Origin of the sequence: Niameybacter sp. (assembly GCF_036655075.1) — a bacterium.
Classification (GTDB): Bacteria; Bacillota; Clostridia; order Lachnospirales; family Cellulosilyticaceae; genus Holtiella.
Window position 1 is genome coordinate 1 of the sequence record NZ_JAVVQU010000004.1, and the last position, 13,094, is coordinate 13,094.

Genomic DNA, 13,094 nt, shown 5'->3' on the forward strand with positions numbered 1-13,094 from the left:
ATTATAAATTTAAGTATGACTATTAGTTGTATAGATGAAATTGATAAACTAAAACAACTAGAAGTAATTTGTAATAAATTAGTAGAAAAGAATATTATTATTATATCTGCATTTGATAATAGTGGCGCTATGTCGTATCCGGCGGTATTTGATAGCGTAGTAGGTGTTACAACTGGAGAAAGCTGTAAAACAATAAATGATATCGAATATGTAGAGGATAGTGATGTAAATATTTGTGGTTTTGGTAGTCAACAGAGGGTAATTAGTAATGGAGGTAATTATGTTATTCAAGAAGGAAATAGTTTAGCATGTGCACATATATCGGGGATATTATCTAATTTTATAATAACAAATCACTCGCTTAAACAAATAAAAAATATTATGTGCGAATTATCAATAAAAAATCATAATCATAGAAAAAGTAAAAGTGTACAGAAAGAAAATCCAGTAAAAGAGTATAAAAAATGTATATTATTTCCTTTTAATAAAGAAATCCATAGCTTGATTCGTTATTCAAAACTATTAGAATTTGATGTGGAACATGTATTTGATTTGAAGTATTCAGGGTTAGTAGGAACTAAAGTAAGTAAGTTCTTAAATGAAGTATTACCAAAAGATTATATTATAGAAGATATTAATGAGCTAAATATTGACACATTTGATACGCTTATATTAGGTCATGTTACTGATCTGTGTACAAATAAAAAAATAAAGAAAATTATTGAAACACTTATAATGAAATGTGATAAAAATGGAAAAAACATATTTACATTTGATGAATTCCAAGAAATTACAACATATAGTTTAGAAAAAGCAAAATCATATTGCCCTAATTTAGATAGTAATAATAGAATATATGCACCATTTGGTAAATTATATGAAATTAGTAAACCAGTAGTAGGTATATGGGGGACGGATTCAAAGCAAGGTAAATTTACATTACAACTAGCATTAAGAGAGTCTTTATTAGAAAGAGGATATAACGTTGGACAAATTGGTTCAGAGCCTTCAGCATTGCTTTTTGGTATAGATGCTTGTTTTCCATTCGGATATAATACAAAAAATATTATTAATAGATATGATACAATTACATATTTGAATATGAAGTTGCATGAAATTTCAAACAGGGATAAGGATTTAATTATTGTTGGATGTCAATCTAGAAGTGTAACTGAAAATACAGGGAATTTAGATCATTATTCTATTCCACAGATAGAATTTTTACTGGGGACGCAACCTGACATTGTCATTTTAACTGTATTTGCAGATGATGAAATAGAGTATGTACAAAGAACGATTTTGTTTTTAGAAAACTGTGTTAATTGTAAAGTGATTTCAGTCGTCATATTTCCTATTAAGAGAATAAGAGATGAGAATAATATTGTAGAGAAAATGTATCTAGATAAAGTAGAAAGTATTAATAGCAAAAATGAGATGGAAAATATATTAGGTATAAAGGTTTATTGTTTGGGTATACAGTCAGATATAGAAGTTCTTACAGATGAAATTGTAGAATATTTTTCCTAGTAGAGTAGGTGGTTATAAAGTTGCTAGCAAACAAAAGTTAACACTTTTGTAACGGTACCATGTATATGACAATTCAGACACAATTCAAGAGCCCCCACGGATAGCAGTAAATTATCTGTGGGGGGTTATTTTATTTAAGGAAGTACTTCTATCTATCAATCAACTGGGTTATACTTAAAATATAAGATAACGTATAGAAGAGTAGGAGGATGATAGAGTGAGAAAAGGATTATTGGATCCGAAGGTGGATTTTGTTTTTAAGAATATTTTTGGGTCGGAAAAACACCCAGAAATATTAATTTCATTTCTAAATGCCATACTGCAACCAGCAGAACCGATAGTAGAGGTAGAAATTAAGGGGACAGATATTGCGAAACATTTTATAGAGGATAAGTATTCAAGATTAGATATTAAGGCAGTGACGAGTCATCAAGAGATTATCAATATAGAAATACAGCTTAAAAATGAACATAATATGGTGAAAAGAAGTCTCTATTATTTAAGTAAGATGTATGAAGAACAATTGGGAGAAGGAGACGATTATGCTAGCTTAAAAAGAACTATATGCATCAATATCCTTAATTTTAAGTACCTGAAGACAGAAGTATTTCACACAGGGTATCGACTGAAGGAAATACAGAGTAATGAAGAATTAACAGATGTGATAGAAATGCATTTTATAGAAATACCAAAGCTACCGAAAGATAGTGATGAAACAGATATGCTTGTGGCATGGACAGAGTTTCTAAAAGACCCAGAGAGTGAGAAAGTAAGGAATCTAGAACTTACTATTCAAGAAGTAAGAGAAGCTAAGAGTGAACTCATAAGGATGAGTAATAATGAAGAACAAAGAGCAATGTATGAGATGCGTGCAAAGATATTAAAAGATAAAGTAAGTGCTCTAAATAAGGCGAGGGAAGAAGGAGAAGTGATTGGAATAGAGAAAGGAATAGAGAAGGTAGCTAGAGCATTGCTAGATGTGTTGGATGATAAAATGATTGCTACAAAAACAGGTTTATCAGAACAAGAGATAGCTAAGTTAAGACAAGAACAATTAGCAAACAAAAGTTAACACTTTTGTAATTATACCAGGTACATGACAATTTATACAAGGGGCTGTTGCACTAAGGAATTTACATACAATATATGTTGTAGTATTTCTTCTTAATGCGGTAGCCCCCTATTTTATATAATAGGGGAGAAGTAATATAAAATATCTAAACACCTTAATAGGTGTTTTTTTACTAAAAAAATTAAGTAAAATTAACTTTTTAGCTTTTTAAACAATAATAAAAATAGTATAATTTAAGATAGAAGTTTTAGAATATGAAAAGTAATCAAGTGAGAAATGGAGAATAACTTAATGGCAATTCAACAAATGACACGTAGTATCAACTTGAACCACGATTGGAAGTTCTGCTGGGCTGGGGATATCAATCATCCTACAGAGGATAGGAGTAATGCTTATAAAGTGAATTATAATGATTCTAATTGGAGAAAATTAGATTTACCACATGATTGGAGTATAGAGTTTGATTTTAATATTGAACACTCTTTAGTAGGTTCAGAAGCGGGTTACTTAGATGGTGGAATAGGCTGGTATCGTAAAGCATTAATCTTACCAAAGGAAATGGAAGGTAAAAAAGTAGCAATCCACTTTGGTGGAGTCTATATGGATAGCACAGTGTATGTGAATGGCAAACAAGTTGGAAAGTATCCTAATGGTTATATGCCATTTACTTATGACATTGCAGAGTATCTAATAATAGATGGTGTAACGGAAAATAACATTACTGTCAAAGTGGTCAACCAGCAACCTAGTAGTAGATGGTATTCTGGAAGTGGTATTTACCGTGATGTGGAGCTAGTGGTGACTCATCCTATTCATGTAGCAGAATACGGTACGTTTGTAACAACACCAAACATTGAAGCAGAGTATGGAAGTGGAAAAGCAACGGTTTGTGTACAAACAGAGGTTAAGAATGACTTCATGCATGCAAGTGACGTTCAAGTACGCCAAACGGTTTTAGACTATGCAGGTAATAGTGTAGAAACAGAAGGTATAGAATTAGCAAAGGTAAGCTTAGAAGCAGGAGAACTACAGACTGTAGTGCAACAATTACAAGTGGTAGGTCCAAAACTTTGGTCTATTCACACACCACACCTTTATAAAATGTGTACAGAAATCTTAGTAGACAATGAAGTTGTGGATACATATGAAACAAGATGGGGCTTTAGATGGGTAAAATTTGATGCTAATGAAGGATTTTCACTTAACGGTGAGTGGATGAAGCTAAAAGGTGTATGTATGCATCATGACCAAGGCGCACTTGGGGCAGTTGCCAACACACGTGCAATAGAGCGTCAAATGGAAATTATGCAAGAGATGGGTGCAAATGCAATCCGTGTTACCCACAATCCAGCAGCTGATGACTTACTTAGAATCTGTGATGAAAAAGGACTTATGGTCATTGATGAAGCTTTTGATACTTGGTATTATGGCAAGAAGCAATATGATTTAGGTCGTTTCTTTAGTCAAGGTTCTAGTAGTCACCCAAATGGATCTAATACAATAACTTGGGCGGAATTTGATTTAAAAGGTATGGTGAAACGTGGACGCAACTTCCCATGTATTATTAAATGGTCTGTAGGAAACGAAGTAGGTGAAGCATCAGGAGATGAACGTTCTCTTGAAACCATTAAGAATATGAAAAAGTGGGTAGCAGAAGTTGACCCAACAAGAGGCATTACGCAAGGTGCGGATAAATTTAGATTTGGTACAGGTGAAGGTGGGCATGAAGATATAGCTGCGGTACAAGATACAGTGGGCTTTAATTATGCGGAGGGTAACTATGATAGTATTCATGCCAAGCATCCAGAGTGGGCTATCTATGGTTCAGAAACATCTTCAGCAACTAAGTCAAGAGGCGTATATAGCCATCCAGATACTATGGGCGTACATGACTCAGGAGACCATGCAGATTATCAACAGTCTTCTTACGACAACGACCATGTAGGCTGGGGTGCAAGTGCAAGTCACGCATGGATTCAAGATAGAGATCGTAAATATATAGCTGGACAGTTTATTTGGACAGGCTTTGACTATATTGGAGAGCCTACGCCATGGCATAACACAGGTGGTCCAGGGCACAGCTTATCACCCAAGAGTTCTTACTTTGGTATTGTAGATACAGCAGGGTTCCCTAAGGATGATTATTACCTTTATCAAAGTGTGTGGAAAAATGTAGAGGATAGCCCAATGGTTCATATTCTTCCACATTGGAATTGGGAAGAGGAGACTTTAAGAAATAACGTGACAGGTGTAGATGGCAAGATTCCTTTAAGAGTATACTCTAATGCACCACATGTTGAACTCTTTATAGATGGTGTAAGCCAGGGGGTACAATCTTTTGCACAAAAAGAAACAAATTATGGAGTTAAATATCAACAACAATCTGAAATAAGTGAGAAGCTTTACTTAGAGTGGAGGTTGACATACACTTATGCACCTGGTACAACGATTCAGGCAGTAGCTAGAGACAATGCAGGTGAAGTAGTAGCTAAAGACACTATTGTAACATCAGGAAAGGCTTTTGGTGTTAAGTTGCAAGCAGACCGTGTAGTTATTGATGCAAATGGAGAAGACCTTTGTTATATTGCAGTGGATGTAACAGATAATGCAGGTCACTTTGTACCAACAGCAGACAATGAAGTGAAGTTTGAACTTATAGGAGAAGGAAAAATTGTAGGTGTAGATAATGGAAATCCTATTAGTCATGAACGCTATCAAAGTCAAGTAGATGGTACCTGGATAAGAAAAGCATTCAATGGTAAGGCACTTGTTATTGTACAATCTACAACAAGAAGTGGAAGTTTTACAGTGAAGGCAAGTTCTTGTGGCCTAGAAGGTGATGCTCTTACGATTTATACAAAAGACAGTGTGGCAGATAACGAGAAACAGGTGTTAGGCTATACCCCAGTAATAGTAAGAACTCAAGTAGGTGAACAACCAAACTTACCACAGACTGTAGAAATGATTCACACAGATGGTACGAAGTGTCTAGAAGCAGTGAAGTGGGAAAGTATAGATACAGTACAACTTCAACAAGTGGGTACATTCAACGTACTTGGAGAAATGCGCCATACATCGACTCAAGTAATAGCAGAAGTAGCAGTTGCACAGATGAGTGGTGTAGATGGAGTAGGAGCAAAGGTAAATAGTATTATTTTAAACGGTGTACCAGTAGCAGATTTTAATGAGGCAACAACCGTATATCAATTCAAAGTACCATATGGCAAAAAAGTTGTAGATATTCAGGTAGAGACCGATGACGAGGAGTCAGGTTCAGTACGTATTGTACCATCAACTACAGGTGGTCGCGTGATTCGTGTAGAGGCAGCAACAACTTATATGATTCATATAGAAGAAACTCGTCCACAACTTCAAGAAGTATGCCTACAAGTTGCAACAACAAAGTTAAAAGAAGATGAGCAAACAGCTTTTAACTTAGCAATCATTAAAGAAGATGGTACATATGTTCCAAGTAATGCAGCAGAGATTAGTTATGTTATGACCTCAGAGGATGGTGGGCATGTTGAGCTTGTTGAAGGTCATATTTATGCTTATACCAAAGGGACAGTAAGTCTTAGAGCTAAAGTAAGCTATGAAGGCATTACAAGCGTTTCAAATGAAGTAGTTCTACATATCTTAGCCAATGAAGTAGATAAGACAATTACAGCATTTGCACCGATTCAAGTAATAAGCGAAGTAGGTCAGGCACCAGTATTACCAAGTACTATTCAAGCTTACTTTAATGTAGGGTTCCCTCGTTTTGTACCAGTGAAATGGGCAGCGATTGTACCAGAACAGTATAGCCAGTATAATCAGTTTGAAGTAACAGGGACAGTAGAAGGACAAGAACTTGTAGCAAAAGCAATGGTGACAGTTAGAGGTGTTATTGCAACACAGGCAGTATCCTTAGCAACAGCCAAGAATTTCCCAGCTACTTTACCAGAAAAAGTAATGGTTTATTATAGTGATAACACAAAAGAAGAGAAACTAGTAAAATGGGATGAAGCAGGTGTAGATTATACACAAGTAGGATACGCCAAAGTAGTTGGACATGTTGAAGCACCATTTGCGAAGGTAGAAGCAAGTATAAGAATCACAACACAAGAAGAGCAAATCAAAGTAAGTAATAACTATGCTAAGCAATGGACAGGCTCTGAGTTCCCGGCTGCTTTAGCATCCTTTACCAATGATGTAGAAGAGTCAAGAGACCGCATTCATGCAGTGAATGATACTGTTATTGCGTTTGAGCCAGAAAGCCATAATAGATGGAGCAACTGGCAAGTGGTACCACGTGAGAATGAATGGGTAGGAATCCTCTTTGCTGAAGGTGGAAATATTACGAAACGCTATATAGATACAATTAAAGTTGGATTCTTCAGTGACCATGAGACAGGTGCACCAAAAGATTTCACGATTGAATACTATGTACCAAGCAATGAACCACAAGCACCAAGTAACTTTGGACATGTAACAGAAGGTGAACTCGCAAATATAGCCAATTGGCAAGTTGTTGAGGGGCTCACATTAAACACTGTAGGAGTAGAGGCTGGTAGTATGCAAACTTTCAGTTTTGATGCCGTTCATACTTATGCAATTCGTTTGAATATGACAAGACAAGAGCACTTAAAAGGCATTGCGATTACAGAAATTGAAGCATATGGTAAAGAAGCCATTAGTTATGAATCTTATCATGTTGAAGCCATTTTAGTAGATGGTCATAATATTATAGAAAGTTTTGATGAAAGCTTAAATTGTACTGTTAGTGTTGAGGGAGATGATTTGCCAGAAGTAGTAGTAGTAGCTACTCAAAATGCACGGGTAACAATTATTCCAGCAACAAATAATAGTAGAACGACTAAAATAGAAATACTTCCAGAAAATGGAGATGTAACAAAAACTAAGCTTTATCAAATGCACTTCTAATAGATAAAAATAGGCCGATTAGGAATCATATACCTAATCGGCTTATTTTAGTAGCTTAACTTACAAACTATATGAATCAGGAGGAGACAAGGAGGGGGAATAGTATTTTAAAGTTGAAAATACAATGAGTAGATAACAATAGGAAGAAATTAAAATTAATTAATAATTATTATTGATTAATAAACTTGTCTGTGGTATATTAAATGTACAGAAAGCATGTATACAGTATACAAAGTGTAAAACACTTTACATAGACAGGAGAAATGACTTATGAATCAATGGAGAAATTTTAAAACTGGAAAATGGAACGAATCAATCGATGTAAGAGACTTTATTGTTAATAACTATACAGAATATACAGGAGATGCGAGCTTCTTAGCAGGTCCAACAGAAAATACAACAAAGCTTTGGGAACAGCTTAGTGAACTCATGGTTAAAGAAAGAGAAAGAGGTTGTTTTGTAGATACAAAAACTATTTCGACTATCATTTCACACAATGCTGGTTACATCGATAAAGATTTAGAAAAAGTAGTAGGCCTTCAAACAGAAGAACCTCTTGTTCGTTCAGTACAACCTTTTGGTGGTATTAGAACAGTTGAAACGGCATTGAACTCATATGACTATGAAATTGAACCTGAAATGAAAGAGATTTTCACAAAATATAGAAAAACACATAATGAAGGTGTCTTCGATGTATACAATGCTGACATTCGTAAGGCAAGAAAAGTAGGGATTGTAACAGGTCTTCCAGATGCATACGGACGTGGACGTATCATTGGTGATTACAGAAGAGTTGCTTTATACGGTGTAGATCGTTTGATTGAAGAAAAACTTAAAGATAAAGCAGCAAAATCTACTGTCTTTACTTCAGAAACAATGAGAGATTGTGAAGAGATTGCAGAACAAGTCAAAGCATTTAAAGAACTTAAACAACTTGGTGAAATGTACGGATTTGATTTATCAAGACCAGCTGTTAACTTCCAAGAAGCAACACAATGGTTATACCTTGCATATCTTGCAGCTACAAAAGAACAAAATGGTGCAGCGATGTCAATCGGTAGAACAAGTACATTCCTTGATATCTACGCACAAAGAGATATTGAAGAAGGTATTATCACAGAAGAGGAAGCACAAGAAATTATTGACCAATTTATTATGAAACTTCGTATCATCAGATTCCTCAGAACACCAGAGTATAATGATTTATTCTCAGGTGATCCAACATGGGTAACAGAATCACTTGGTGGAATCGTAGAAGATGGCAGTGCATCACTTGTAACTAAAAATAGTTTCCGTTACTTACACACACTTTACAACATTGGACCATCTCCAGAACCAAACTTAACAGTACTTTGGAGTGAAAAGTTCCCACAAGGATACAAGGATTTCTGTGCAAAAGTATCAATTGATACATCAGCTATTCAATATGAGAGTGATGACTTAATGAGACCACAATTTGGCGATGACTATGGTATTGCATGCTGTGTATCACCTATGAGAATTGGTAAACAAATGCAGTTCTTCGGAGCACGTGCAAATCTTGCAAAAGCAGTACTTTATGCAGTCAATGGTGGAGTAGATGAAAAAGCTAGCGTACCAGTTATACCAGGCATTGATCCAATGACGGACGCAGTTTTGGATTATGATAAAGTGATGAAAAACTTTGAAATAGCTACTGATTGGCTTGCAAAAACTTATACAGATGCCTTAAATATCATTCACTATATGCACGACAAATATTGCTATGAAAGAATTGAAATGGCACTTCATGATACAGAAGTATTCCGTACTATGGCTTGTGGTATAGCAGGACTTGCAGTAGCAGCAGATTCACTTTCTGCAATCAAACATACAAAAGTTAGACCAATTAGAAATGAACAAGGTATTGCTATTGACTTTGAAATTGAAGGTGAATACCCAGCATACGGAAATAATGATGACCGTGTGGATGACATTGCTGTTCAACTTACAAAAGACTTCATGGAAAAAATCAGAAGACATACCCCATATAGAAATTCCACTTATACACAGTCTGTACTTACTATTACATCAAATGTTGTATATGGTAAAAAAACAGGTGCGACACCAGATGGACGTAAAGCAGGTGTACCATTCTCACCAGGTGCGAACCCAATGAATGGTAGAGAAACAAAAGGTGTGCTTGCAGCATGTAGCTCAGTCGCAAAAATTCCATTTGAGCATGCACAAGATGGTATTTCTTATACATTCTCATTAGTACCACAAACACTTGGAAAACTTGAACATGAACGTGTCCAAAATATGGTAGGTATTTTAGATGGATACTTTGGGCAAACAGGACAACACATTAATGTAAATGTTCTTCACAAAGACCTTCTATTAGATGCTATGGATCATCCAGAGAAATACCCACAACTTACAATTCGTGTTTCAGGATATGCAGTCAACTTCATTAAGTTAACAAGAGAACAACAATTAGACGTTATTAGTAGAACATTCCACGAAAGAATGTAATTTAAATATCCCTAAGGCTAGAAGAAACTAGCTTTAGGGATATTTGTTTTGTAAAAATAAAAGTAAACTATTTTTAAAATATAGGTTTACTAAAATAAAAAAATAGTTTATGATAAAATTATAAAAATACAGGGGGGATAAGAATGCAAACAAAATTAACAACAAAAGAAATGACGGTTGTAGGATTAGGAGTCGCATTGATGGGTGCATTTTCGCAGTTGGCTATTCCGTTACCAACTGTGCCACTAACACTGCAAATCTTTGGAGCTATTTTACTTGCTATTGTATTAGAATCTAAGTTAGCAACACTAGTCATGATTATATACACATTAGTAGGTGCTATAGGGGTACCGGTATTTGCAAATTTTAGTAGGGGGATAAGTGTTATTATAGGACCTACAGGTGGATATATAACGGGTTTTATTGTGTTGGCGTTTATAATAGGAAAGGCAGCAGAGCAAAAAAATCAGAAGGTACTTTTTGTAGGAGCTTATGTAGCGCTTTTCATGCAGTATGCAATAGGAACACTTCAATTAAAAGGTGTATTGGGTGTGTCTTTTTCAGAAGCAATGGTAGCAGGTGTCTATCCATTTATTGTTAAAGACCTTGTTTTAACAAGTATAGCTGTAGTTGTTGCGCTTCAAATCAAAAAGCAGATTAGAGGAATATTGAATGGAAATATTAAAGCTTAGGCCACATCATATTAACTGTATATTCTTTTATGAGGGAAGGGGCTATAGTCAGAAGTTTGTAGAGAATATGGATCAAGTTGTAGCCTATTTATTGGAGCATTTTGAGCAGAATATTATATTGGAAAAAAGTATTGATCATCTGTGTAAGGATTGTCCAAATCTGGTTGAAGCAGTGTGCAAAAATGACTCGAAAATAGAGTTGTTAGACAAAGAAACGCTTAAACAATATAACTTACAAGAACAGCAAGTATATACATTTAAAGAGATTGTTGAAAATATTTATAGTCATTATAATGAACATACATTTAGCAAGATTTGTAGTAGTTGTGAATGGTATAAGCAGGGTGTGTGCAGCAAAGAAAAAATAGCAAAGCAGAAACACCGATGGAAATGCTAACTCATTTGTTTGCCAAATGTATAGTATGAAATAGCACAGAAGGATTGTCTTGAATAGGAGAATTTAAAGAAAAGAAACACGCTAAAATGAGCGAAAGCTGGTTTTAGCGTGTTTCTTTTTTATACAACAGAAAATGGCTATGACTAGAGTGCCATTAGGTAGTGCTAATAGTTATGCAAAATACTGTAATGTACCTGTGGAATTAATAGGGAAGGTTTCTTCGTGGTTTTCTGTAGACAACATCCCCTTTGTGTGGATATCCTGACCAAGTACATCGCCAAGGAGTACATTATTTTCAATACGTACATCTTGGCAATATTCTAGATTGATCATATGTTTGTGGTCGCCAAATGGTTTATACATATAACTTCTGATGATCTTATTATGACTAAACTCAAGTCCTTTTGTACTAAGGGCGTAGAGTACAGAGTAGTCAAATGCCATAAATGTATTGTCTACGATGCGGATATTTCTATGGAAAGGTTTATTAAGTTCTGGTTTTGGCACTTCAGGACAAATACTGATTATGCCTTCACAGAATTGATACATAGAAGTTACACATTCGTTAAAATGATTGCCACAGATTAAAACATCTGTACAAGCTCCAGATTCATACCACGCGTTGGCATCACCGGCTACAAGGATTGCAGAACCAGCTGAATCGAATACATTGTTTTCAATCACTACCTTTCTTGGTGTAGACACAAGCACACCACGTGCGCGACAACTACCAAAGTAGTTGTGTCTGCAAAGAAGAGAAGGAGAGTTAGTTAAGTTTTCGAGTGCATCGCCAACTTGAATATCTTCAGGAAGTTCACCTTCAAAAGTGAGCACAAATTCAGTTGGGGAAAGAAGTATAAAACTTTTAGCCTGGCGTACGCCACAAGATGCCATGGAAAGACGTTCAATAAAGGAAATGTCATGCCCTTCTTTTGCCCAGCAATCAAAGCCAATAGCTTGGTGATGTGCGAAGATACCTTTTACTGTATGTGCATCTACAAGTTCAGTGATGCGTAAAGATGTGCCATGGACATTGATAGGGTCATCCATAAGACCGTAGAACCAACAGTTTGCTACAGTAATATGTCCTTTGTTGTTAGATAAATGGAGTCCATCATCATGGCCTGTTAAGACACGTCTACCCTTAGCTTGGTTTGGTTCAAAGCGCACGTTGCTAAAGGAAAGAGTATCACAGAACTGAGTTAAGATACCAAGACCACCTGTATTATGCAAAATTACATTGTGAATAGCTAAGTTAGTACTTTGATTTAAGAAGAGGCCAGGATGTAAGCGTTTGTTATGCCTAAGTACTCCGAAGTTGCCTGGTGTAGGAATGGGATCGAAAGAGCCATGGAAACGAATAAGGCCGTCTTCTAGTTGTTCGTGATTTTCACTGTAGAATAAATCCCCTGTGCGATACGCTAATTTTTTTGTTGTTTGATCAAATTGAACGAATGTATTATAAAGAACATTGCTATAAGATTCCCAGTTTTCCCCCTTGAACCAGAGCTGATTGTCTTTAACATAGTGAGGAAATTGCTTTGTATCAATACGCATATCTACCCATTCTTTGCAAGATGCTATAACTTTACCTTCTGCAGAAAGAGGAATATCCCAGTCAATAATAATATTTTGAATAGTGATATTACGTGAAGTATCCACAGCAATAGGACTTGTTTGACCAGCGTAGATAAAAGTACTACCGGCACCGTCTAAAATAATATTTTCCATATCCTTAATGAAGATAGAAAGGTGGCGAGGGTTATCTTGATCGGTATTTGAGAAGTAGTAGTGTGCCTGTGTAGCATAGTCAGAAGAGAATCTGTAAGTACCCTTTTCTAAAATAAAATGAGTATGAGTAGGATGTGCCTCTAACATGGATTTAAAAAGATGTGTCATATCCTTATTTGTATTTGGGAGGATACCAAGATCTTTGGCATAAATGATTTGTATAGGTGTCATGGTGTAAGCTCCTTTTTATAAAATGCAT

7 protein-coding genes are annotated in these 13,094 nt (G+C 35.5%); 6 read left to right on the forward strand and 1 reads right to left on the reverse strand.

The features are described 5' to 3' along the window. The 6 genes from RRY75_RS02165 to RRY75_RS02190 form a co-directional block, all read left to right on the forward strand. Nucleotides 1-1,527: DUF1611 domain-containing protein (locus RRY75_RS02165; protein WP_332715538.1), on the forward strand; the 1,527-nt coding region annotated here is incomplete at its 5' end. A 217-nt stretch (nt 1,528-1,744) separates the two neighbouring features. Beyond that, nucleotides 1,745-2,599, forward strand: coding sequence for an Rpn family recombination-promoting nuclease/putative transposase (locus RRY75_RS02170; RefSeq protein WP_332527789.1), 855 nt, complete (start codon nt 1,745-1,747; stop codon nt 2,597-2,599). 291 nt (nt 2,600-2,890) lie between these two features. Beyond that, nucleotides 2,891-7,522, forward strand: a complete 4,632-nt coding sequence (locus RRY75_RS02175; protein WP_332715541.1) for an Ig-like domain-containing protein — start codon at nt 2,891-2,893, stop codon at nt 7,520-7,522. Nucleotides 7,523-7,792: 270 nt separating this feature from the next. Further along, nucleotides 7,793-10,015 (forward strand): formate C-acetyltransferase, encoded by a 2,223-nt coding sequence (gene pflB, locus RRY75_RS02180; protein WP_332527787.1) that lies wholly within the window; start codon nt 7,793-7,795, stop codon nt 10,013-10,015. Nucleotides 10,016-10,158: 143 nt separating this feature from the next. After that, nucleotides 10,159-10,707: a biotin transporter BioY gene (locus RRY75_RS02185; RefSeq protein WP_332492212.1), complete on the forward strand. Its 549-nt coding sequence runs from the start codon at nt 10,159-10,161 to the stop codon at nt 10,705-10,707. Further along, a complete protein-coding gene (locus RRY75_RS02190; RefSeq protein ID WP_332492214.1) occupies nt 10,688-11,104 on the forward strand; it encodes a DUF1284 domain-containing protein in 417 nt (138 codons plus the stop codon). The genes RRY75_RS02185 and RRY75_RS02190 overlap by 20 nt, the downstream gene beginning before the upstream one ends. 171 nt (nt 11,105-11,275) lie before the next feature. Here RRY75_RS02190 and RRY75_RS02195 read toward each other — a convergent pair whose 3' ends face one another. Further along, nucleotides 11,276-13,066, reverse strand: a complete 1,791-nt coding sequence (locus RRY75_RS02195) for an alpha-1,3-galactosidase-related protein (RefSeq protein ID WP_332492216.1) — start codon at nt 13,064-13,066, stop codon at nt 11,276-11,278. Nucleotides 13,067-13,094: the final 28 nt, after the last annotated feature.

Excerpts from the sequence above, each read along its gene's own strand:
- RRY75_RS02175 (WP_332715541.1), top strand. The coding sequence starts at position 2,891 with ATGGCAATTCAACAAATGACACGTAGTATCAACTTGAACCACGATTGG.
- pflB (WP_332527787.1), top strand. The coding sequence starts at position 7,793 with ATGAATCAATGGAGAAATTTTAAAACTGGAAAATGGAACGAATCAATC.
- RRY75_RS02185 (WP_332492212.1), top strand. The coding sequence starts at position 10,159 with ATGCAAACAAAATTAACAACAAAAGAAATGACGGTTGTAGGATTAGGA.
- RRY75_RS02190 (WP_332492214.1), top strand. The coding sequence starts at position 10,688 with ATGGAAATATTAAAGCTTAGGCCACATCATATTAACTGTATATTCTTT.
- RRY75_RS02195 (WP_332492216.1), bottom strand. The coding sequence starts at position 13,066 with ATGACACCTATACAAATCATTTATGCCAAAGATCTTGGTATCCTCCCA.